The organism is Sporolactobacillus sp. STSJ-5, assembly GCF_024385605.1.
GTDB lineage: Bacteria > Bacillota > Bacilli > Bacillales > Sporolactobacillaceae > Sporolactobacillus.
In genome coordinates, this window is record NZ_JANFOJ010000023.1 from 1 (window position 1) to 22912 (window position 22912).

A 22912-nucleotide genomic window follows, 5' to 3' on the forward strand; every position below is an offset into this window, starting at 1 on the left:
CCGCCTTCAGTTGAAGGCGGCTATGTAATCTGATTTTATTTGTTGCAGATTCATTTTCTATGGTCTGCACCTGCACTCGTCAATTACTTTGCATCAGAAGATATTTTGTCTTTTTTCGTTCGAATTGTAACGAGTGTAAAGACGGAAAGAACGATTGCAATTGCAGAAAGTACTATGGCAATGATCGGAAGTGTCTGACCGCTGCCGTCTTGTGCTGCATCCGCGGTCTGAATAATCTTTGTGATCGCATGAGGCGTTTCCGTACTTTCACTGCCTGTCCATTCAACAATACTGCCGTCCTTATAGGTTTGATAGGCATTCCAAGCTAAATTGCCGACTTTTTTAGGATTCAGTGCCCGGAATTGAAATTGCTGGAACGCTCCGGGTGCAATCCCCGTACCATTGGTCGTCCAAGTGACCGTCTGTACGCGTCCATTTGAATTCTTTGATACTTCAGTAGTCCAGCCCGGCACCGGTTGATAGCTGAAAAATTCAACATGATTCGGGATGCGCACAGCCACTTTTGTAGTCGGAATGTTTTTTTCAGTGGGTACGGTTACCGTATAGGTTTCGCTTGATCCTGCGACCGACTGAAACGGTTTAACGGATACGTGCGCTGATGCGTTCGTTTGAAAAACAAATAGAAGTGTAAGAGACAACACGAATGCAGATACGATTTTGGTCAACTTTTTCATTATTTATATCTCCCCGTTTTTGATTATCCGATTACTTAATACTGGCAATGAAATTTCTCTCTATCACCTGATAATTCTTGTCGAGGACATGGACATTGATGAGAAAACGGTGCTTCATGTCGAGCGCATCTTTGACAACGATACCCTTTCCAAGCTTCGATAATGGAACTTGGATTTTCGTTTCTCCCATATCCATGTCGATGCAACGAATTTTTATGACAGCCTGCTGCAGATTGCGTGCACGTTTTCCATTTTCAAGAACATCTAGATAAAGCGTATTGGGTCCGAGTTTAAGGGGCTCGACCCTCAGCGTGAGCTCATAGTTCTTTTCCTTCACGCGTGTTGTTTTATTTGGGTCGGTCAATTGTGTTGGCGGATTTTCGTTTTTCGTCGATTTTCCATGATTGAACTTCGCGCTGAACCCTTCGAACGTACTGTCAGCTTTGGCTTGTTTAGGAACAGGCGGAGAAACATTGGCTAATACTGCTGCAGCAAATAATACAACCAGACCGATCAATAACTCACCCAACACACTTTTTTTCAGAAATTCACCCTGTTTTTGTCCGCGCAAATAGGAATACAAGGCAAACAGCAGCATGATCACCAGCAGAACGGCTTTAATGAGAATGATCCAGCCGTAGGCGGACGTATAGAGAGCACTGAATGTCGGCAGGTGAATCAGACTGCCGATAAGTCCGGTCAAAAAGATCCCCCCAACCAAAATGATTGCAAAAGGTGAAAAGCGATGAACCGTTTGCCAGTATGCAGTTTTCTGCTGTTCAGGCAGATAATCTTTTTTTACTGCTCTCGGTAAAAAGAACAGAAGGCTGAATAATGAGCCGAGCCAGATCGCGGCGGCGGATAAATGCAGAAAATCAGCAAATACAGCCAGCAGCCTTGTCTCCTGATTCTGGACCCCTCCCGCATGACCCAGAAAAGCTTTTGACAAAGAAAACAAAAACAGCAAGATAATCTGTGCCCATATTAGGTAGTCTGCCGTTTGCTCTGATCTCGTTCGAGATACCCCATATTGAAGCACAAAACTTGCAAGCAGGGTACCGAGCATCAGAAACCATATCGGTCCAAACGAAGTCGCAACTAGTGTTGTCCTCAGCGCTTCTCCATTAAATGCGTGCAGCCAATTGACACCTGCGTTACTCGTCACCTGCAACGGCAAGGCAAGGAAAACACCAAGAAGCAAAATTCCTCCGGAGATCCACAGCGCAATACGTGTTGATTTCCGCTTGTAAATAAGCGGACTACGTGCCGGATAAAGGAATTTAAGGAAGACAACGAATCCAAAGTAAAAGGATAGGCCACCATAAATCAGCCATCTTATCACAAGATTATCCGCACCGGGTAAATCGTTGCCCGTTTTGTCTGTCTGTGGAACGGTTGAACGGTTTGCAGGCTGACCGACCTTGAAACCGATCGTTCCGTTAACCGCATGACCATCTGCAGAGATTACCTTCCACTTGATCGTGTAATAACCGACCGCAAGCTTTTTCTTCACGTTATTGACGAGCACAGCAGGATTCTTTTTATCGATATGTGCTTGATTTGTGTCAACACGATGACCATCTTTATCAAGAATCTGCAAGGTCAAAAAGGTCTGCTGTATTTCCTCACTGAATTGAATTGAAACAGTTTTAAAATCAGCACTCGCCTGCTGGTTCTGACCCGGATTTGACTTAATCACATAGGCATGTGCAGACGAAAACTGAGCGAAAAGCAGCGAAAAAAGAATAATAGCAATAAAAGCACAAATGTTTTGCTTCATCATCATTTAACCATCCATTCATTGAAAATTAATGATGTCCTCCAAGGTTCATGCATTAGCAAATAAACAGTCGAGTGATGGACCTCACAATAAAATTTAAAGTAATCATAGCATTTTACTTGGTATTTAGCAACGTACTTTTTCTTGCAGGATATTTAAATCATTTCTACACATCTGAACATAAAAAAGGACACCGTTTTTAATCAGTGCCACTCCAAAAGTTCTTCTATTACTCTTGATTTTTGTTCACAAGGGCTTACCCGTCCGTCTATAGAATTTCCACATACCCTTCTGTTCCATTCACACGAATTCGTTCTCCATCTTTGATCCGTTCGGTTGCGTTTTCTACGCCGACAACCGCAGGTAAGCCGTATTCACGTGCGATCACTGCGCCGTGGGTCATCAATCCGCCTACTTCGGTGACCAAGCCTTTTATAGATACAAATAATGGTGTCCAGCTAGGGTCCGTAAAAGAAGTGACTAATATATCCCCGTCCTCTAGATTCGCATCTTTCATATTTAAGATGACACGCGCACGCCCTTCGATAACTCCGGAAGAAACAGGCAGACCTGCGATCGCTTCGGCTGGAAGATTTTCTCGTTTGTATGCGCCAGTAACTATTTCACCATCAGACGTGATTACACGCGGAGGTGTTAGTTTTTCGTAGAACGTGTACTCGGCTTTTCGTTTGTTGATGATTTGGTCATCCAATGTATCTGAACGTACAGCGTCGTGAAGCTCTTCAAAAGTGAGGTAGAATATATCTTCTTTTTCATGAATAATGCCAGTTTTTACGAGTTGTTCGGCTTCTTTTAGTAAAGCCTGCTTATAAACGAAGTAACGATTAACAATACCATATTTTGGATATTCACGATACCCGATGAAATTTCGGATTAGATCAATCTTTCGTTTTGTTTCTTTGGCTTTTTGTTCACCATCCGGTAATTGCTTCAACTGATTTAATAACTCGTGTTCTTTTTTTAAAGCAGCGCGCCGCCCTTGCTCAAATTTTTGATTACCGGCATTAGGCTCAAAGTTTTTGATGTTACTGAGAATCATCGGGACAAGTGTCGTTGGCTTTTCACTCCAACGCACTCTCGTAATATCGATCTCTCCGCTGCATCTCATACCATATTTTTTAAGAAAAGCGCAGATCGCGTCCTTGGCTTTTTTCCCGCCATCAACCGTAACCAGTTCATCCAAAAAATAATCATTTTTGACATGGTGTAAATAATCAATGACTTCTGGATAAGGACGAATCACATCGGCGACATCCAATAGCGCCAGACCCATTTCCGAAGTAATATTGTTTGGTACCGATTGCGAAAGCGGATCTGCTGCGTTTTTTTCACCTAGCCACGTGTTCATTTTTTCATTGATCCATGATGAAGCATTTATAGCAGCCATAAACACAGCTGTACTTTGTGGGTCAAATAAGATCTTCTTCAGCTCTTGGATATCTTCTCGAATAAAATCAAGTAAACCTAATCCTGATTGTGTTTGGATGTTTTGCTTTAAATCCTCTACGGATTTTTGGCTAGCCTTAATCAAATCAGAAACGATTCTCGGATCAATTGCGACTGGTGCTTGAGCATCCGCGGATGTCTTCTTATTGCTTTTACTTGGGTTCTGCTCTTTGTTATCATTCGGTAACGATTTTATAAAATCTCCCCGCTCAATTATGGTCATAAGTGCGTCTTTCATAAGCGGATCATGTTGTCCCATGGAATCGAGCAGTCCTTTTCTGCTGTCAGGCGATGCCAGCATTTGTGTGACATCAACAAACAATCTCCCACCGGCTTTACGCATCGGTGCAGGAGTAATGAGCAGGTAAAAAGACAAGCCCAATGGTTTCATGGCATCGGTCATCATTTGTTGATGCCCAACCGATACATAGACATGATTTTCCTGATCATTTACTTCAGGGATCGGGTATAATGTCGTGATCGGCCGACTCTGGACAACATAAAATGTATGGTCAGCCAAGCACCATTCAATGTCCTGAGGGCGTTCGAAATGTTCTTCAATCGTTCTGCCCATGCGCTCAAGCTGCAAAATCTGTTCATCCGTCAGTACTTGTCTATTCTGCCGTTCCGGCGGGATCTCCCGTTCTTTCGTCCCACCGTCCTTTAAGGCATACATAGCCAGCTTCTTGGCGGATATCTTCTTATCAATAACCTTGCTGTTACGCACTTTATAGTGATCAGCATTCACCAGGCCGGAAACCAAAGCCTCACCAAGTCCGAAACTGGCATCAATGGACAGCACGTTCCTATTAGAAGTGACAGGATCAGCGGTAAACAAAATTCCTGAAGCCAGCGGGAAGACCATCTTCTGAACAACCACAGACAGGTGGACTTTACGATGGTCAAAACCGTTTTGAAGGCGGTACGTTATTGCCCTCTCAGTAAATAGCGATGCCCAGCACTTGCTGATCGCTCTTAGGATTTCCTGCTTTCCCATCACGTTCAAATACGTATCTTGCTGACCGGCAAAGGACGCGGTCGGTAAATCCTCTGCCGTTGCGCTGGATCGTACGGCATAGGCATTTCTTTCTCCAAGTTTTAAAAGGAGACGGGTGATCTCTTCATCAATGACTTCAGGTATGGCTGTCTCCTCGATGGCGTTGCGAATCTCACTGCTCAGTTCACCGATTTTATCTCGGTCTTCTATCTTTAGAAGCGATAACTGATCAAGCAACTCGTTAATCGACATTGTTCCCTCAATGATTCTTTTAAAGGCTTCAGTAGAAATACAAAAACCATCAGGTACACGTATCCCTTCAATCTTGAAAAGTTCACCAAGATTAGCACCTTTACCACCAACAACCATGAGTTTTGTTCTGTCAATCTCCCTAAACCTGAGTACATAAGAGTTCATGCACTTTCCTCCCTTGGAAATGCTTTTTTACACTCCGTGATCATGCCTCAAAGCCCGTCACCGTAACGAGCTATTGCATTATAGCATTGGAAAATGCGAACAAACAGTCTGCATTTACGATTTTTTATATGTTATAATTATTGTGGGGAGATCGACATTAAAAGCACTAACCGTTGCAAAGGTTGCACTATCTATACTCCACTGAATTTTGAACTTGCTTATAGTATAAAAAGTAAAAAAGAGCGCTTTGGTGAAACGAAACAACCAAAGCGCTCTTCTTTGTAATGAAAACGATGCTTCTATCAAATAATGGTTTCAGCGGTTAACGACCTCTGTTTATTTTTGTTTTGGTGTATTTTCTCTGACAACAGGACAGGTGGTGCAGCGAAATGCTCCGTCCAAGCGCGTATGCCACGTGAAATCCAGTGGAAAAACCTCATATCCTCTGTCCTGCAATTCTTTTTGCAAGTCTTTATGGCGTTTTTGAACCACAACCTGATCCGGCGCCAGGACAAGGACGTTTGTCCCCATCTCGTGACGCACCTTGCTGTCTACCTCAATAAAATCGTAGGTATTCAAAGGATAGGGTAGTGGGTCTTCCAGAGAAGGACGATGGATAATACCGGTTTTCTCTCCAATGATCGTCATGCAGCAATCCAAATGCAAGATCCCCTCATTTTTCAAATGTACTGGAACCACCTTGACTTCGCTGCCCAAGAATTTCTGGAGCCACTCTGCTCCCTCCATATTGCTGGCGTACTTTCCAATGCCGACATATACGTAAGGATAATCGACCATAACATCCCCGCCTTCCAAAAAAGCGGAACCTTGTGGATCAAGCTTCTGCACATGAGTGCCGTCATCATACTTTGAAAAGATCGATTCAAAGCCGCGACGTTCCTTTTTTCTCATTTCAATTTGTAGATTTCCTGCAATCATGTTTTCCCCAACGCAGAACACCGCATCCCGAGCATACATTTGTCCTAAACCAGATGACTCGTTTTCCAACGGAACGACTTCGTCCAAATGGATGACCTCAATTCCTTGGGTTTTAAGTACCTGTTCAAAATTTCTTAGTTCTTTTTGGAACTTTTTCTCAAGAAAAGACGGAACCCGCTTTCGCTCCAAATTGCGATAAATCAAAACGTTCAGCAGTTTTTTCCACCATGCACTTTCATCCTCCATCTCAATATCATGCGTTCCCGGAAAATACAGCTTATCGGCAATTCCTAAAACAACGGTTTTTAATGGATCATATTCATTGACGATATGTATGTTCGGCATAAAAAAACCTCCTATTTTTAAATGATTGGACATTGTTTACATTATGGATCGATTAATTGGACATCTGCATGGCCATATTCCTCTGAAAGGATCTGTTGAATGCGTTTCGCACTTTGTAACAGCACCTGCCTGTCAATTTCCATGTTCTGAGCATTGACTGCAATCCTAACACGAAAGCTCATGCCAACTTTAAAAATGAGACAGCGTGTATCTTTAGAAACTTCCTGCGGCAAATAGGTTTGGATCGTTCTTTCGATTTTGTTCTTGAGCGCCTGATCTGCAATCGTCCCATTCGCAATTTCAATAAAGCTTAGTTTTAATACCTTAAACGGCGCTTTCACCACGGCCAGAGATAAAGTAATAGTTATAAAGAAATCCCCGGTATAGAGTAAAAATGACAATGGGCTGTTTTTATCAATAAAAGAGAGCAACACGGCAAGCAGACCAATACCGGCACACATCGTTCCATCCAATAGAGTAGTCTTTGACTCTGCACTCAACATGGTGCTGACATTATTGAGCTGTCTGTTTTTTCTCATGTAAAAGAAATATAAAAAACCACAGAGGACAACGGCTAAAATTTCATAGGGAATGATTGGAAGAACATTGATGACTTTGCCCTTTCCATAAATGAAATAGTTCCATGCTGACTGGCTTACATTGATGCATGCAAAAACAGTAAGAGAAAGAATCAACAGTGATCTAATGAGAGCATAAATCGGCTCCAGAACAAACAAACCCAGAGGAAAGCGATCACTTTTTTTAACGCTATACTTTGAAATAAGCGTCGCGCAAATCGTCGACACTACTGTAAGTAAAACAAATGACGCATCAAGAAACATCGCTTCAATTTTAGTCATGTAATAGACCGCCAAGCTGCTCAAGCCCATAATGGAATAGGTGATAGCACCTACAATCAGAGCTTTTTGTTCTTTTGCTTTAGTATTCATTTCTTGTGAATCACCTACTTTCCGCCAGGTTCCTGCTCATTGGCATAAAAGTCACTGAATTTGTGCAGCATCTTGCTAAGAAGACGGATTTCTTCCGGTGAATATTCTGCCTCCAGCTTTTGGATTGCCAACTGTGTTACCCGGTCAAAATGCTTATACTCTTCGTAAATCTCAGGAGAAACACTCAAATAGTGAATACGCCGGTCCTCTTGGCTTTGCCTTTTTTGTACCAGTCCCTGCTTCATCAATTCATTGACCTTCAAGGTTACAGACGACTTTGCAACGTGCAGAATGTTTGCGAGGTGGCTGACGGTACAGTTTTCTGTCATCGAGATTAAATCCAGATAAAGCAAGCTATTGTACGTAATGTTGGGAAATTGCGATGACCCGTTCATCATGTCCAGCTCATTTAACACAACGTTATAGTATAATCGGTCAATTGCCTGAGAAAGTCCCACGTTTATCACATCCTTTTAATTAGGCAATTATAGTTATAATTATATAATTATAATTGCATAACTATATTAGCATAATACTCTCATTAGATCAATAAACTGATCTATTAGTAAAAAGAGAAATAAGCAGGCAAGTCTTAGGTAGTGGATACTTAGTAATTCTAAAACACCTTACAGTAAACAATTACACACACATTTAGTGTATAATAAATGCATGGGATCACGCACTCTGACGCGATTTCCCGTGCATTTTTCAATGAATGAGGTGCTTGGGATGGTTTATCGGACGAAAACAGTTCAACTTTCTATAGAATCTTTCGGACAGGGGCTAGGTGTCTCTTTAAGTCCGGACAATAAATGGGTGCAACTTGCAGATCAACTGCCGTGGACCGAGATGGAGACTATCTATCGTGAAGTTTTTCCGTCTCCACTTGGCCGAGCGGGCAAACCCTTCCGACTTTTTTATGGGGCACAGCTCATTAAGCAATCCACCGGTCTTTCCGACGCTGATTTGGTCAAGGCCATTCGGGATACTCCGGCCTATCAGTACTTCATGGGGTGTCCCACGTACACAGTCAAAGTGCCGTTCAATCCGTCCGCCCTCACGCATTTCCGGAAACGGATCGCACCGATCAGTTCTCGGTTGCGTACGATGATCGGAGGCTGGTGTAAAATCCAGCTTCAAGACAGCCTGGGCGACGAGCAGAAGACGATGATCCTTGACGCTACGGTCACGCCCGTTCATATCCGCTTTCCACAAGACTATTCCTTACTCAACCAGGCGCGCACGTTCCTTGAAACGTTCATTACGGAACTAGCGCATCAGCTCCACGTTCCCATTCCGCGGACCTACAAACGGGAAGCGCATAAAACCTATGTCACGTTCACCAAGAAGCCGCGTCGCACGGCTAAGGAAACGCGCCAACAAATCAAAGCGCAACTGCAGTACGTGCGACGTGATTTGCGTTATGTCGGCGAGCTTCAGGCACAAGGGGGACAATTGACAGAGAAGCAACTGAGCCGACTGGTTACCATCCAGGAACTGTTTACGCAACAGGAGTTCATGTATCGGACGAAGACCCACCGAGTGGACCATCGGATTGTCAGTCTGGCCCAGCCGTATGTGCGCCCGATCAAACGAGGCAAGGCGAAACAAAATACCGAGTTTGGTCCCAAAATCGATGTCTCCATTCAGGATGGGATCCTCGACATCGAACGGGTCGATTTCAACGCGTTTAATGAAAGTACCGACTTTCAAAAGGCCGTTGAGCGGTATAAAGAGCAGCACGGTTATTACCCCGACGAAGTGCTGGCCGACAAGCTGTACCGCAATCGGGAAAACATCGCGTTTGCCAAAGAGCGAGGCATGACGATTATAGGACCCAAACTCGGGCGCAAACCCAAGAACGTCGACGAAAAGCAACGACGCGCCGAGAACGCAGCAGCGCGTGATGCGGAGAATCGCCGCGGGCAAATTGAGCGCAGCTTTGCTTTTATCAAACAAAAGTGCAGCCTTGGCTTAGTGCGCGCCAAAACAAAGGATACCATTGCCGTCACCATTGATATGGGCATTACGATGGCAAACATCGATACGGTCTTACGCCTTTTTTCTTTTGCCCTTTTACTTGTCGTACAAATCAAGGATACATACCTAACGATTCGCTATAAATCAAGCGAAGACGCCGAATTTTTACTCACCTAATTCAGCACCCACTAGGTAGGGTCTAAGATTTGCCTGCTTATCTTAAAAGAACGAAAAAGCTCCAGAACCTGATTAATAGGGCTCTGGAGCAAACTGTTAAAATTTTGCCAATGTCAGGCTTGATCCGTCGGTCGAATAACCACTTCGTTAATTGCCATTCGAGAAAACGGATATAGAATGGCTGTTATTGCAAAACAAATGGGAAAAGCAAATCTTTACTTTCCCTTTTCGACATAGACGGCAATACCTCGTTGATACAGCAAATAGCAGCAGCGACATTTGCACTATGATTGCACATCGCAATACAATCGAATATAATTTTGGTATAGGAGGTGTTTCGAATGACAAGAACATCAAATATTTTCGCACGCGTTGAACCTGAAATTAAGGAGCAGGCTGAGCAGGTTTTGAAGCAGCTCGGTATTCCCATGTCTAACGCGATCAGTCTTTTCCTGCGTCAGGTCGTGCTACAGCGCGGAATTCCCTTCGATATAAAGCTGTCCGAAAACAAGCCACTCACTTTCGGATCTCTCAATGAAAAGACATTCAACGATGAAATTGAAAAAGGTTTAGCCGATCTGACAGCCGGGAGAATTACACCGGCTAACCGCGTCGCCGAGAGGATGCGGCAGGATTATGACAAATGAATCTGTGGAAGATTGTATATACCGAGCATGCGGAACGAGACCTAGACAGCATTTATAAGTATATCGCCCTCTCATTGCTGAATCCGGAAATTGCGAAAGAACAAACTCAACGTATAATGCACGCAGCTTCTAAACTGAATGAGATGCCGTTTCGTTTTTCCCTTTATGATAAGGAGCCATGGCATAGTAAAGGTCTTCGCGTCCTACCCGTGGATAAATATCTTGTCTTTTATCTGACAGTGGAACCGCTGAAAACCGTGGTTATCATTCGTATCATGTATAGCGGGCGTGATTATGAGACACAGCTACGGTAAGTAAAAGAAAATAACGGTGAAACGGAGATCAAATGGATAAGCCGTGAGCATATGAAAGCCTTTCACCGTAATTATCTACGCTTTTCGTTCTCTAGATACCACGATGATCCGAACAAATCTTCTACCCAACCCTAAATTAAACTAATGTGTCTTATTACTGATCAAAGCGATCAAGCAATGCACGAGCTTCATCTGTTGACTTTGTGCTCATCAGTTGATTTCTTAATTCACTTGCCCCGCGAAAACCACGGACATAGATCTTAAAAAAGCGATGAAGCGCTGTAAACGGACGCAACTCTAATGCTTCCGAATAGCGATCATGGAGATCGAGATGCAGCCTTAAGAGATCAAGCAGCTCCTTACTGTTATGATCTTTCTGCTCTTTTTCAAAGGCAAATGGATTCGCAAAAATACCGCGCCCAATCATCAGCCCATCAATGCCATATTGATCAGCGAGCTTTAAGCCGGTTTGCCGGTCATGGACGTCGCCATTGATCGTCAAAAGCGTATCCGGTGCCAACTGGTCACGAAGTTTCTTGATCTCCGGGATTAGTTCCCAATGGGCATCTACTTTGCTCATTTCCTTTCTTGTACGCAGATGAATGGTCAGATTAGCAATGTCTTGTTTCAATATGTGTGTCAGCCAGTCGTGCCATTCGTCAACATCCGAGTAACCGAGCCTTGTCTTCACGCTTACGGGTAAGCCCCCTGCCTTTGTTGCTTGGATGATATCTGCTGCAACTTCGGGGCGCAGGATCAGGCCGCTTCCCTTTCCATTCGCCGTCACATTAGGCACTGGGCAACCCATATTGATATCCACACCACGAAATCCTTGCTTCGCTAGACCCATACTCATTTGCTGAAAATGTTCTGGCTTATCCCCCCATATTTGGGCAACAAGCGGCTGTTCATCCTCCGTAAAAGTTAAACGTCCCCGCACACTTTGGATTCCCTCTGGGTGGCAATAACTATCTGTGTTTGTAAACTCTGTAAAAAACACATCAGGCTTGGCAGCCGCACTCACTACATGGCGGAAAACAACATCCGTAACCTCTTCCATCGGTGCCAATATAAAAAAAGGACGTGGTAAATCACGCCAAAAATTATCAATCATCGTTAAAATTCAAATCCTTTCATTATGGGATACCAAATCAAAAAACTTTATCCCCAAAATTGCTTTTTTGCATGCTTAATTAGTTTAAATCAAACTTATCTTTGTCACCAAGCATTTTGCAAAGTTTTTTAGCCATTCACTTTCAACTTTTCAAGATCTTCTCCATGCGTTTGCCTTTTGCCAATTCGTCCACCAGTTTGTCAAGCCACCTGATTTTCTGCATAAGTGGCTCTTCGATTTCCTCGACGCGGTGCCCGCAAATTACACCAGTTATTTTGGCGGCGTTCGGATTTATCTGCGGGGCTTCACTAAAGAAGGTTTCGTAATCGTTATTCTTCACAAGTTGTGCTTGCAGGCCGGAATCATCATAACCCGTAAGCCAACAAATCACAGCATCAACCTCAGATTTGGTGCGCCCTTTACGCTCCGCCTTTTGGACGAGCAGCGGATAAACTCTCGAAAACGCCATCTTATACACACGCTCATTTTTCATAAAGTGTCACTCCTTTTTGCTGGTTGTTTCATACTGCATTATGCAGGTGATACGAACCTTAACCTTGAACAGTAAGGCGTACATGCCTCTATTAAAAAATATTCATTTGAATCATTCATTGGCATATTAGGCATTCATAAATATTGAACGAATACGATTTGGTGAAAAGATATTTAACCTGATATAATTAATTCACAAGAAATAGAGAGTTTATTACCTATGAACTAAGAAAATTTAAGTGCTGCATTTAAGGCAAAAGTGTAGAAACTCCAGCAAAAATATTCGGCAATAAGAAGAACTAAGTATAGTATAGCAAAATATAAAAAAATTCCGAGATTGCTCTCTGAGTATAGGATGGAGAAGGATGCCGAGCTTGTCATTTCAAGCATCAACTGTGTTTTCTTCGAAGCATGATATTGAGCATGAAAGGTGATTTAAAAATGAAGATTCTCATCGTCGGCGATTTTGCCGAGGCCTCAAAATCAACGATTGCAAGACATTTTCCAAAAGACTGGGATATTGTCATTGTCCCACCCGGAAAAGAGATGCTGCATCATATTGAAGATTGTCAGGTGATCATACCTGAACATATTAAAGTGGATCACGCCCTGCTTTCTAGAGCAAAAAAATTAAAATTGGTACAGACGGGTGCAGGGTTTGATAACGTAGATATCGATGCCTGCACACAGTTCGGCATTTGGGCGGCCAATGCTGCAGGAGTGAATGCACAGGCAGTGGCGGAGCACGTAATGGCACTGATATTGTCTTATTATAAAAACATACCGTTCCTTGACGCTTTCATGAAAAATAGGATGGATGAGCATCAATTGGACTATACAGGTAGTGAATTAAAGGGCAAAACAATTGGGATTATCGGCTTTGGCGCCGTCGGTAAAAAAGTAGCTGAGTTTTGCAGAGTTTTTGATATGAATGTGCTTGCTTATGCTAGACATGCCGCTGCACACTCTGACGGTTTTGTGAAAATGACGGATTTCGATCATCTTGTAAGCGCATCGGACATTGTAAGTGTCCATATGCCCCTGAATCAGCAAACCAAACAGCTGATCAACAAAGCGGTATTCAAGAAAATGAAGAATACCGCACTATTTATCAATACGGCCCGCGGCGGAATTGTCAATGAACGGGACTTGACAGATGCATTAAAAAACAGGGACATTTCAGGCGCATGCCTGGATGTATTTGAGTCCGAACCGCTTCCAATGGACAGTGAGCTCCGGAATCTGAGTAATGTGATCCTTACTCCCCATACTGCAGGCATGCCTGACGGCCTCAAATTCCACAAAAAAAGATATGATTTCTTCGTGAATAATATACAACGTGTAGCGAATGGTGAAGAGCCTGTAAGCAAGCTCAATCAGTTATAATAAATAAGAACAGGTTTTTTCCATTATAATTACTTTTAGGGTATCGCACGGATATTTTTGCGGATTCCGATGATGCCATAACTGAGAGGTGTGCCATTTCATCAACTTATTTTATATAATTGCAATGCTGTCTTATCTCGCAAATACTGCAGTGTGTCTCCGATGTACAAACCTCACCATATCCGTCTGCACAGTAACTCCATATGTAATTATCTATTGCAGTCATTGATAGTTTTGTGGCCTTTGAAAGTTCAAGAACAGAATCATACACCTCTTTTGTGGTTGCTGGTGTGTGATTACCGTTTCCCATTCTGCTTCCAGAAAGAAATCTACATAAATGGACATCTGGTTTTGCACCATCAATGCCGACATTGCGAAGATACTCCCATGCCAATGCCTCGCCAAGCATTTTCAATTTAAATTTAGAACCGGCTTTCTTAACGATCTGTCCCTCGCTGCGAATGTGGTAGTGGATGACGTCCAGAAATACCACCGCGTAGACGCTCTCCAGTGGGGTCTGCTGCCATACCTTTGCGATGGGCAGATCCCATCGGTGATGTTGACCGTGGTGTCGGAGACTTCCAAGCCAAGATATCACGGATATGGGCTTCGATGTCCCCGTTGGTCATCCCTTTGGCGTACATGGACAAGATTTTTTCTTCGATATCCTGACTGACGCTGATCTGGTTCCTTTTCAAAAGCTGCGGTTCGAACTGCTCACCGCTGTCCCCGGGTACGGCTACGTCCACGTTGCTGAAGCTGATGCGCAACGTCCTGCCGCTGTGCCCGTTCTGGCTGTTTTCCGTATTTTTGTTCCGGGGTAGTCTACTTGCTTGTACCCGAGTTCCGCATAGACCGTTTTCCATGAACTCGGCAATGGTTTCCTTGAAGGGGTTCTGGATGTCGTCCATGCTGCTGACGCCGCTCGTTTGCAACCATTTCCAAATCTTGGCGCAGCGCTCGACTTCTTCTGAACTTTATGATGGCATCGTTTTTCTAGATTTACGTTCCATTTTTTGTTTCATTTTTTCGAACCTATTATCTAAAAGCGTATTGTACTGTACCCTTGTTACATAATGTATCCGCATCAAATGTGACAAGATTTTCCACTCTGCTTTGAACTCAATCTGCCGTACGCGTTCCCTTGTAATGCCGTACATATTCCCAATTTCTTCTAACGATACCTCAGGGAAGCCATCAAAACCAAACCTATGAATAATGACATTCTTCTCACGCTCAGAAAGAATTTTAAAGCTGTCCCTTACTGGTTCCAATGCAAAATCTTGCTCCATCTCGCTGATATAATCACTATCATCAACCAAATATATTTTCTTTTGGGAATCATTAATCATGTTTTCGACACTCTCAGCAGGCACTAGAACGGATGCCATTTGAACTGCCTTATCCTCATCACACTCTGTATATGCGAGCAAAAGACGGTATATCTCTTCAAAATCCATCTCCATGACATCGGACTCTCCGATCTGTGCCTCTAACTGTCGCAAGGTCTGAGCAACATAGTCCTTATAATGTACTGGAAGTCGAAAGTTATGCTGATAGATAGGCATCTCTCTGCCCATTGTCTGGATCATCCACATGGACGCATACGAAGGGAACAATCCTTTAACACTGTCACTATGCTTTTGTATTGCTGTGATAATACCTATACAGGCGACCTGGAATGCATCCTCCAAATCTAGACCTTGTTTTTGATAATAATACAGGGCATTCTTCACGGCAGCCCGGACACTCATATTAAAAATACGTAGCGCAGATGCCTGCTCGTTCTCATTATGCTCATGCACATCTTTCAGCAAATAATCATATTCACCGAGCCGAGCCGCCTGGATATTCCTCACATAGTCAATGACCGGTTCCATGCCTGGACAAATTTCCAGCACTTCCCGATAAATCTTTTCATAATCGAGCTGTGCCATATCGAAATCGCCGTAGACATCATAACCTTCCTCAGTCCACTGTAGATGCCTATTTTCCCATCGCTGATGTGTACCATGAATCAGCCTATCTGCCTCAACACGTTCCCGAAGGCTCTGAAGTCCACTATCCGTACTGTCGTACTCGGCAATAAATGCGTTCTCTACCTTCAGAAGATGAATAATTTCATCCTTGATATAAGAAAACTTGTTGTCGGAAATGACGGGAGCCATGCCGTCCACTCTCAATGACACTTCATTTTCATACGAGTCGTATATTTTTAGAATTTGGGAGCTTCCCTTACTGCCTTTTTCAAGATACGACGGATCCACCGCCTGATTAACCTTATAGACACGTAGGAAAAGTAGTATCCCACTTTTCCGATCCGAAAAATAATCTAGATAGGATTTCACGCCCCAGGCAGGCATATGATCTCGGCTGAGCTGCCGTATCACCGATGGGGCTATCTTAAACTCCACCTCTGAATCTATCATTGCCACATAATCATACGCCGGACCCCGCTCATTATCCTCCAAAGACATCTGGACCTTTGTCACGGTTCCACGGTATTTACCATTATTTCCGGTATATGAAGCGAAGAATAGATATTGGCGGAAGAACTCTGGCCTCACAAGGTTTCTTCCGAACACAGTTACCTGGCAATAGCGCCCGTAGCACCGACCAGCATCTTCCAAAAGATATATAGAGCTTGAATCCTCGCGCAGAGCGTACGAAACTTCTGACATGCTACTTACCTCACATCACTTTGTTTATAGGAAAAAGCCTTCCTTCCTCCAGCAAATCACCAAGTTTGTTCAAACCGAAACATATCAATACGCGTGTGAATGTGTACGGAGTATCGCTGTCGGGATAAAGAGCTTCCATCAATTGCAGAACATAATTATCTGGATCAAGCGAACCGATGTTGTAAGTACTTCCCTTGGAATCATATACACCATTCAAATGATTCAGCTTATCTGAAGTATTCACGGCGTCCCAATAATATTTGATGGCATAAGCCATACCGAATTTTGCAGCGGAGAGGGAATCGGGAAAAGTCCCGCTGTCGTTCATCTGTTTCGCTACCGCCTGTGCCTGACCAGATAAAACTATAGTTTTTATACTTTCTGCCATGTTCCTACCTCCTTACACAATCTCTGTATGCATGGAAGATACACGTTCTAGCTTATACTCGTGAATGAGATGGCTACCAAGTTCAAACCGTGCAACCTGCTCATCAATTTCTCCTATATATGCCAGTAACATGGACTGTTCTGCCATGCCCGGAAGCGTCCGGACGATGTTCGCCTTATGAGTTGGATCCAGCCGGCCAAACGGAGAGTCCATGATAATCGGTCCACGCAGCGGTGCATTCTTATGAAGCGCTCCGATCAGCGACAAAGCAACAATATGCTCATAGCCGGAAGATCGGCTTGGAACGGTGCGTCCTGACTTATGGATAATCTCAAGGCCGTAATTATCATTGATTTTCAGACCAATATAATCCTTATCCCCCGTCAGTTGCACAAACAGAGCAGTGGCATCCTTTTCAACGTTCTCTTTCAGGCGCTCACGGTAGCGGGTTTTGCTCTTTTCAAATATACGAAACACATGCTCACACAGCTCGTATTTTCTGCTTGCCAAGCGATAATCCGTGCCGCCTGCCATTTTATCAATCGTCGCAGCAACCCGCTCTTTATTCATTTTCAGCTCTGTGAGTTTCTTATTTTCATCCTCAATACCACGGCGCACATCACGAATTGTCTGTTCCACATCAGAGTGTTCTCTAGAAATACTAAGGACATCTGCTTCCTCGGCGTCTTCACCGTAACGCTTGATGTTATCATGCAGTTCTTCGATCTGCTGACGGCATTCACTGATGGCAATCTGCAGCTCATCCCTGCGGTTCTCTAGATGTGCTACGCCCTGTCTCACGTCAGAGACATCAGCAGATAGCTGCCGGATAGCAAGCATCTGGTTTTGCAGGTCATAAAGCCTCTGCCGTTCTTCCTCTGACAGACCGACATACTCATTCGTTGACTCATTGATCTTTGCTCGGAGATGCTCGACGATATCACCGGAAACCTCCTGCCCGCAGATAGGGCATGTTCTTTCACTGATCGCCTTCTTCATCTCCATAATGAACCGATCTGCAACAGTGCGTTTTTGTTTCTTTGCATCGAGAGCATATTCTTCAGCTTCAATCTTCTCACGAAGATCCCTGACTGTTGTCAACAACATGCCCCTCCATGCATTTTTCATCAAATCCCGGATTTTAGACTGAACGGTTTCCAGTTCATCTTCATGTTTTTCCTGACTCTTCTGTGCTTCGTTCCTCTGCACAATCCAGTTGCGCAGCTTATCCGTATCAGCCATTCGACCTTCCAAGACACTTTTCTTACGGATTAGGTCACTCAGCTCAGCCTGTTTTTCTTTGATGATATTCTGATGTTCTTCGATATTTGCAGTCAGGTTCTCCATTTCCTGACCAAGTTGCACCGTCTTATCATCAGCACGGGCAGCACGCGATTTTTGCTTCTCATAGTTTGACAGGCAGTCCTCAACATCTACTACACCGTTCTGAAGGACAGGCACACCAAGGATCTTTTCAATCGAATTCTTTATCTGCTCTCCATCGGATGTATTCGTCTCAAGCAGTTCCTCATACTCCTGCAGGAGTTCTGCGTCGAACAGGAAAAATCTTGCTACCTGCTCAGGCATAATGACATTCAGCTCATGATTCCGGTCTTCCGGGGAGAGGATAGACCCATCTCTTTCCAGAAACAGAACCTTTTCATAATCCTCTTCACCAGACGGTTTCACAATCCCGGGACGAAGTTTCAACTGCCGGGTCAGCTTATATGTATCCCCGTCATTTGTCATGTCGAGGATAACCGTGAAGCCGTACCTTCCTTCCTGAACAGCTTCCTTATTTCCCATTTCACTCAGATTTTTAAGGATACCGTTCCTACGCTGAATCACACCGAACAAACCATAGCGGAGCGCATTAAGCAATGTCGTCTTACCGCGACCATTGTTGCCCCAAATGATACTGACACCACTCCTGTCAGAAAAGTCTATCGTCTGTTCACCTTTATACGGGCCGAAATCCCGCAATGTCATCTTATCGAAATGTAACATTTATGCCTCCAATCCGCCAGTTCTGTTGACGTAATCCGCAAGAATCGACATCGTTTCCGACCTAGCTTTATTGCGAGCATCTTGATTATCGTACTGAGACATGGCAATCTTCTCAATCAGTTCCTTTGGCACATCTGGATAATCATTGCTGCGTATTTCTTCCAAGACCGCCAGCAACTCATTCAGACTCTGTCTCGTCGTCATCTTCAATTCCTCCGTCTTTAAATTTCTGATAATTGATGCCATACCTGCGTGCAATAATCCGAAGATCCGACACACAGGACGGATTTTCAGCCCATTCACCGAACTGAATAGCACGTGACAGTTCTGCCTCCACAATAGAACCGCTGTTATCATTATACAACCTATCCGGCACAACGATAGCATCATAAAGCTGTGCAAAATGCTTTCCCGGAAATTTTCTGAGGATACGCCCACGGCGCTGAATAAATTCCCTCGGGTTCTTCGATGAAGCAAGTATCAGCGCATGTGTTGTTGAAGGAATATCTACACCTTCATCAAGACATCGGATTGACACCAGTATTCCTCCGTTCAAGCCAAAATACTTCAGTGTCTCCGTACGGTCACCGTCCATATCGGAATGGTACTCATATGCATCATATCCATGGCACAGAAGAGCGGACAGAACGCTGCCGAGCTGAGCCTGGTTATCACAATAAATAATCCACCTCTGCCCCGGATCATAATATTGTTTGACCACCCTTACTGCAAGTGAAATCTTGTTTTCAGCCTGCTTCACAACACGCGCTCGTTCCAGAATCTTCATCTGCAAGCGGGGATGCGCAGAGATAATACTTCCTACAGACTGCCCCGGTTTACCGTACATAGCTATCATCTTATTGATTTGCTTCGTTAGTGACTGCCAGTGTTTCTGCTCATCCGGAGACAAATGCACCTGCAGCGGATGATAGTAGTATTTTGTTAGAACATTTGATTTTATTGCGTCTTCCAGTGAAAACACTGGCGGCACAATTCCTCCAAAGTAAGTAAAAATTGCATACGTGCCTTTTGGATCTCCGGAACGGATCGGCGTTGCGGAAAGTCCCAGTCTTTCCTTTGCATTGATATTCAATATGTTCTGTCTGGCCGGGCTTCCTATGCGGTGCACTTCATCAGCTACCAGAAGTAAATGATTTCCCGATACAACACTGTGGACAAACTGATCGTTGCACGCTGTATCTATGATTGCAATAGTAATCTTTTTCAGCGTGTCGCTTGGACGGGTCCATAGCTGTAGTGTATTGTTGTCCTTCCAGGAATTGAAACCGTCGCCGCACAGAAGATAACTCACATGCATATCCTGTATAGAATTCTCAATCTCCGTTTTCCACTGGCAAAGCAACTCCTTAGACGGAACAAGCACAAGCACAGACTTCCCCCTGTCTAATGCATCACGGATAGCACAGATAGCTGTAAATGTTTTTCCACTGCCGGTAGCATGCTCCAAAATGCCGACACGATTATGCTTTACCCAATTTTCCAGCGCCTCCAATTGATGCGGCCTCGGAGACCTCGACGCATTACGCTTATTCGGAGACCATTTCTTGGCAAGAGAAATACTGGTTGAAATTTCGCTTGACAGTATTTTCCAGTCATAACCATTGCTTTTTTCAATCAGCTTCCTTCGGAGTGCTTCAGGAAACTTGTACACAAAAACATGACATTCGGATTCGTTCCATAACCGCTCAAAATACTCCGAAGCGCTCTGTACACGAAACGAGTCTCGTGAATCAACCCAGCTTGGAAATACGTCTATTGATTCTAGGTTTCCCCCATCAGACAACCCCTGGAACGTTTCATTCATGGAGCCCCGAAAACCGACAGCATCCCCCTGTTCATCTGTGAAAATGCCTACCTTGTCATGAAACAACCGTTCCAAATCCGCCTCCATGCCGCTCTTAGGCACGGCAATCTTAATATCAAGAATGCCCTCTGCTATAAGCCCAGCTAAAGCTCTTGCTGGTTTCGACAGCGAATCCAAAGCAAACAGTTGGTTCAGCTCCTTCGAAAGCGACTCTTGTATAATTGAGTCGTTCTTTGCAGAATATCCTTCCGTCATCGCCTCTTTATCAGCATCCGAAATGCATGGGGAGCAGATAATCCTCATCTTTCCGCCATTTGTAACGAACTCCTGTAAAGTCGACCATGCGAGAATATAAATGGTGCTTCCGAAATATCCAGAGATTCGATCATACCGGACGCTACTCCGCATGGCCGGAAGATAGAACTCCTCCGCAATGTCATGGTCGTTCTTATTGAAATCTGGTCTGAAATTATGTTCCCTTAATCCCATGTTCAGCCTTCTCAAGCATGATTTGTAGATCAATATCAAACCGCTTCTGCAGAGCCTCTATCAGGTGTTGCCTTTGTGAAAGAATCAGAATTTCGTTGTTATGCTTCTGGCAGACATATACATTTTCTTCCAAAGCGCATAGCATCTGCCTTAAATATACCTGGATGTTTGTGGAATATGCAAATTCCATGTGTTTATCCAGTTCAAACAACACCCAAATACCTTCGTCCATATCCGTGAACGGGGTGGCATAGCCAACAATCAGGGTTGTCCTGCCATCGGAAGTATCAAACTTGCCCCGGACGCCGCGCTTCTGTCCATCCAGGATCAGTTGGACCTTGAACTCATCGATCGATCTTCCCCCCGGCGGAGCGGTGCAGTTGAAAATATACACATTTAAATCCCGGTTGAATGGATAGGAAAGCCGCAAGCTGAGCGGTTTTCCTCCATTATCCTTAACATCCCGTGCACATTCACCGATATCATGCAGAAACAACAGATGCAGTTCCCGTTGCGTCAGTCGTCTACTCATGTCTCCCTTAATATCCCCTTATACTTGGTCTGGACCACAGGACTACAGATATTATCAAGATTATCACCCTGATAATCCTTATTCATCCAACTCTTCAGATGATACTTTGCAATCAGCGGTTCCGGCATCGGCATGTTACTTTCATCGACATTTAGATATCGATCTTCAACAGACCATCCACCCTTATCCCCCAGAAACGAAACGATGCGTTCAATAAATGCTTTCTTGGACTGAGGCTTTTCGTACAAACCTACGGTAGGGAACCATGCTTCATACAAATCATAAAGGAATCCGAACGGCAACAGGTTCCAATGGCATTTCGGCAACATCTCACCACAGAAACGTTCCATGTTTTTCTTGTATATATCGTCGCAGGAGAATTCTACCTCATACCATTTCTTGGCCATATCACAATAATCCGGATTAATTTCAATACACTTGAAATTCCGTCCGAGTCTTTCTGCAACGACAGCAGTCGTACCAGAGCCAGCAAATGGATCGAGGACAACATCACCCTCATTTGTGCCTGCCTTGACAAAGAAATCCACCAAAGCCTCAGGGAACCGAGCTGGATGACCGATACCGAACTGCTTGCACAAACGATGAAAAGTATCGTTACTGCTTGTATTGCTAATCGTCAGAACTGTACCCGGATCGGCACCGCCGTTGTCTTTCCACGTATGACTTAAATCAAAGCTGTGTCTACTCGGCCTGAAATTTGCATTCCTGTCACCCATCGGTTCTGCTCGGAATAAATTCATCATACGATCACTGTATGGCTTACGGATCGCATCCATATTAAATGTCCACGTATCTGACTTACTGAACCAAAGGCAGTACTCATGTGACTTTTTTGTCCTCCCCATCGTACCCCTGGAAAATACGTTCGGTGGGGTAGCAGGATTATACCAGATATAATCCCTGACCAGATGAAAACCCACCTGTTCCACCAGCAGCACAACCAGCTTAAACACAAATGTACTCTGGAACTTGCCGTCAAGCTTATCATTTATATTCAAGACGAAGCCGCCTATCGGCTTCAGGATACGAAGCATTTCCTTAGCGCGTGGAATGAACCAGTTATCAAACTGTTCTGGTTTAATTTTTGCCCCTGTCGCACCGTAATCTTTTATCTGATCTGCATACGGCGGAGATGTAAAGATGAAATCAATGCTTTCATCCGGCATCTTTTTCATTTCTTCCAAACATTCTCCGCGAATAAATTCACCCATAAATCTGATTATCCCTTCTATCAGTCTTCCTTGGAATCCTGAAAGATTTTCCGTTTGG

General features: G+C 44.0%; 20 protein-coding genes and 1 pseudogene. 4 read left to right on the forward strand and 17 right to left on the reverse strand.

Annotation, left to right across the window (positions count from 1 at the left end; genetic code table 11):
• Positions 1–83: 83 nt before the first annotated feature.
• The 6 genes from NOM01_RS15430 to NOM01_RS15455 form a co-directional block, all read right to left on the reverse strand.
• Entirely contained in the window at positions 84–695 is a 612-nt protein-coding gene (locus NOM01_RS15430; RefSeq protein WP_255749421.1) for a YcnI family copper-binding membrane protein, read from the reverse strand.
• A 31-nt stretch (positions 696–726) separates the two neighbouring features.
• Positions 727–2478, reverse strand: a complete 1752-nt coding sequence (locus NOM01_RS15435) for a copper resistance CopC/CopD family protein (RefSeq protein ID WP_255749423.1) — start codon at positions 2476–2478, stop codon at positions 727–729.
• 265 nt (positions 2479–2743) lie between these two features.
• A complete protein-coding gene (ppsA, locus tag NOM01_RS15440) occupies positions 2744–5356 on the reverse strand; it encodes a phosphoenolpyruvate synthase (RefSeq protein WP_255749425.1) in 2613 nt (870 codons plus the stop codon).
• Between the two features lie 336 nt (positions 5357–5692).
• Positions 5693–6640 (reverse strand): dimethylarginine dimethylaminohydrolase family protein, encoded by a 948-nt coding sequence (locus NOM01_RS15445; RefSeq protein WP_255749427.1) that lies wholly within the window; start codon positions 6638–6640, stop codon positions 5693–5695.
• Between the two features lie 41 nt (positions 6641–6681).
• Positions 6682–7590: a cation transporter gene (locus NOM01_RS15450; RefSeq protein WP_255749429.1), complete on the reverse strand. Its 909-nt coding sequence runs from the start codon at positions 7588–7590 to the stop codon at positions 6682–6684.
• A 14-nt stretch (positions 7591–7604) separates the two neighbouring features.
• A complete protein-coding gene (locus NOM01_RS15455) occupies positions 7605–8048 on the reverse strand; it encodes a MarR family winged helix-turn-helix transcriptional regulator (protein WP_255749431.1) in 444 nt (147 codons plus the stop codon).
• Positions 8049–8319: 271 nt separating this feature from the next.
• Between NOM01_RS15455 and NOM01_RS15460 the strand changes: the two genes are divergently transcribed.
• From NOM01_RS15460 to NOM01_RS15470, 3 genes are all read left to right on the forward strand, one after another.
• On the forward strand, positions 8320–9747 hold the full coding sequence (locus tag NOM01_RS15460; RefSeq protein ID WP_255749432.1) for an IS5 family transposase: 1428 nt from the start codon (positions 8320–8322) through the stop codon (positions 9745–9747).
• Positions 9748–10088: 341 nt separating this feature from the next.
• A complete protein-coding gene (locus NOM01_RS15465) occupies positions 10089–10394 on the forward strand; it encodes a type II toxin-antitoxin system RelB/DinJ family antitoxin (protein WP_255749434.1) in 306 nt (101 codons plus the stop codon).
• On the forward strand, positions 10391–10708 hold the full coding sequence (locus tag NOM01_RS15470) for a type II toxin-antitoxin system RelE/ParE family toxin (protein WP_255749436.1): 318 nt from the start codon (positions 10391–10393) through the stop codon (positions 10706–10708). Before NOM01_RS15465 ends, NOM01_RS15470 begins: the two co-directional genes overlap by 4 nt.
• Before the next feature lie 154 nt (positions 10709–10862).
• On the opposite strand, the gene NOM01_RS15475 is transcribed toward NOM01_RS15470, so the two are convergent.
• Together NOM01_RS15475 and NOM01_RS15480 are read right to left on the reverse strand one after the other, a co-directional pair.
• The gene (locus NOM01_RS15475) at positions 10863–11822 is read right to left on the reverse strand and encodes a tRNA dihydrouridine synthase (protein ID WP_255749438.1); all 960 of its coding nucleotides are present in this window, start codon (positions 11820–11822) and stop codon (positions 10863–10865) included.
• A 142-nt stretch (positions 11823–11964) separates the two neighbouring features.
• Positions 11965–12315, reverse strand: coding sequence for a DUF2200 domain-containing protein (locus NOM01_RS15480; RefSeq protein WP_255749440.1), 351 nt, complete (start codon positions 12313–12315; stop codon positions 11965–11967).
• Between the two features lie 440 nt (positions 12316–12755).
• Between NOM01_RS15480 and NOM01_RS15485 the strand changes: the two genes are divergently transcribed.
• Positions 12756–13700, forward strand: coding sequence for an NAD(P)-dependent oxidoreductase (locus NOM01_RS15485; RefSeq protein ID WP_255749442.1), 945 nt, complete (start codon positions 12756–12758; stop codon positions 13698–13700).
• A 106-nt stretch (positions 13701–13806) separates the two neighbouring features.
• On the opposite strand, the gene NOM01_RS15490 is transcribed toward NOM01_RS15485, so the two are convergent.
• The 9 genes and pseudogenes from NOM01_RS15490 to NOM01_RS15530 form a co-directional block, all read right to left on the reverse strand.
• Positions 13807–14298, reverse strand: a complete 492-nt coding sequence (locus NOM01_RS15490) for a hypothetical protein (RefSeq protein WP_255749444.1) — start codon at positions 14296–14298, stop codon at positions 13807–13809.
• Positions 14299–14320: 22 nt separating this feature from the next.
• Positions 14321–14611: pseudogene (locus NOM01_RS17320) on the reverse strand (transposase); the annotation flags it as partial.
• A gap of 66 nt (positions 14612–14677) precedes the next feature.
• Positions 14678–16381 (reverse strand): sigma-70 family RNA polymerase sigma factor, encoded by a 1704-nt coding sequence (locus NOM01_RS15500; protein WP_255749447.1) that lies wholly within the window; start codon positions 16379–16381, stop codon positions 14678–14680.
• Positions 16382–16391: 10 nt separating this feature from the next.
• The gene (locus tag NOM01_RS15505) at positions 16392–16769 is read right to left on the reverse strand and encodes a hypothetical protein (RefSeq protein ID WP_255749449.1); all 378 of its coding nucleotides are present in this window, start codon (positions 16767–16769) and stop codon (positions 16392–16394) included.
• 12 nt (positions 16770–16781) lie between these two features.
• Positions 16782–18776 carry an AAA family ATPase gene (locus tag NOM01_RS15510; protein ID WP_255749451.1) on the reverse strand — a complete coding sequence of 665 codons (1995 nt, stop codon included), beginning with the start codon at positions 18774–18776 and terminating at the stop codon, positions 16782–16784.
• Entirely contained in the window at positions 18777–18980 is a 204-nt protein-coding gene (locus NOM01_RS15515; RefSeq protein WP_255749453.1) for a DNA modification system-associated small protein, read from the reverse strand.
• The gene (locus NOM01_RS15520; protein ID WP_255749455.1) at positions 18955–21090 is read right to left on the reverse strand and encodes a DEAD/DEAH box helicase family protein; all 2136 of its coding nucleotides are present in this window, start codon (positions 21088–21090) and stop codon (positions 18955–18957) included. Before NOM01_RS15520 ends, NOM01_RS15515 begins: the two co-directional genes overlap by 26 nt.
• The gene (locus NOM01_RS15525) at positions 21071–21622 is read right to left on the reverse strand and encodes a hypothetical protein (RefSeq protein ID WP_255749457.1); all 552 of its coding nucleotides are present in this window, start codon (positions 21620–21622) and stop codon (positions 21071–21073) included. The genes NOM01_RS15520 and NOM01_RS15525 overlap by 20 nt, the downstream gene beginning before the upstream one ends.
• The gene (locus tag NOM01_RS15530; RefSeq protein WP_255749459.1) at positions 21619–22854 is read right to left on the reverse strand and encodes a DNA-methyltransferase; all 1236 of its coding nucleotides are present in this window, start codon (positions 22852–22854) and stop codon (positions 21619–21621) included. The genes NOM01_RS15525 and NOM01_RS15530 overlap by 4 nt, the downstream gene beginning before the upstream one ends.
• Positions 22855–22912: the final 58 nt, after the last annotated feature.

Excerpts from the sequence above, each read along its gene's own strand:
- NOM01_RS15435 (WP_255749423.1), bottom strand. The coding sequence starts at position 2,478 with ATGATGAAGCAAAACATTTGTGCTTTTATTGCTATTATTCTTTTTTCG.
- NOM01_RS15510 (WP_255749451.1), bottom strand. The coding sequence starts at position 18,776 with ATGTTACATTTCGATAAGATGACATTGCGGGATTTCGGCCCGTATAAA.
- NOM01_RS15505 (WP_255749449.1), bottom strand. The coding sequence starts at position 16,769 with ATGGCAGAAAGTATAAAAACTATAGTTTTATCTGGTCAGGCACAGGCG.
- NOM01_RS15500 (WP_255749447.1), bottom strand. The coding sequence starts at position 16,381 with ATGTCAGAAGTTTCGTACGCTCTGCGCGAGGATTCAAGCTCTATATAT.
- NOM01_RS15475 (WP_255749438.1), bottom strand. The coding sequence starts at position 11,822 with ATGATTGATAATTTTTGGCGTGATTTACCACGTCCTTTTTTTATATTG.
- NOM01_RS15450 (WP_255749429.1), bottom strand. The coding sequence starts at position 7,590 with ATGAATACTAAAGCAAAAGAACAAAAAGCTCTGATTGTAGGTGCTATC.
- NOM01_RS15460 (WP_255749432.1), top strand. The coding sequence starts at position 8,320 with ATGGTTTATCGGACGAAAACAGTTCAACTTTCTATAGAATCTTTCGGA.
- NOM01_RS15485 (WP_255749442.1), top strand. The coding sequence starts at position 12,756 with ATGAAGATTCTCATCGTCGGCGATTTTGCCGAGGCCTCAAAATCAACG.
- NOM01_RS15525 (WP_255749457.1), bottom strand. The coding sequence starts at position 21,622 with ATGAGTAGACGACTGACGCAACGGGAACTGCATCTGTTGTTTCTGCAT.
- NOM01_RS15480 (WP_255749440.1), bottom strand. The coding sequence starts at position 12,315 with ATGAAAAATGAGCGTGTGTATAAGATGGCGTTTTCGAGAGTTTATCCG.
- NOM01_RS15515 (WP_255749453.1), bottom strand. The coding sequence starts at position 18,980 with ATGACGACGAGACAGAGTCTGAATGAGTTGCTGGCGGTCTTGGAAGAA.
- ppsA (WP_255749425.1), bottom strand. The coding sequence starts at position 5,356 with ATGAACTCTTATGTACTCAGGTTTAGGGAGATTGACAGAACAAAACTC.
- NOM01_RS15465 (WP_255749434.1), top strand. The coding sequence starts at position 10,089 with ATGACAAGAACATCAAATATTTTCGCACGCGTTGAACCTGAAATTAAG.
- NOM01_RS15530 (WP_255749459.1), bottom strand. The coding sequence starts at position 22,854 with ATGGGTGAATTTATTCGCGGAGAATGTTTGGAAGAAATGAAAAAGATG.
- NOM01_RS15470 (WP_255749436.1), top strand. The coding sequence starts at position 10,391 with ATGAATCTGTGGAAGATTGTATATACCGAGCATGCGGAACGAGACCTA.
- NOM01_RS15430 (WP_255749421.1), bottom strand. The coding sequence starts at position 695 with ATGAAAAAGTTGACCAAAATCGTATCTGCATTCGTGTTGTCTCTTACA.
- NOM01_RS15445 (WP_255749427.1), bottom strand. The coding sequence starts at position 6,640 with ATGCCGAACATACATATCGTCAATGAATATGATCCATTAAAAACCGTT.
- NOM01_RS15520 (WP_255749455.1), bottom strand. The coding sequence starts at position 21,090 with ATGGGATTAAGGGAACATAATTTCAGACCAGATTTCAATAAGAACGAC.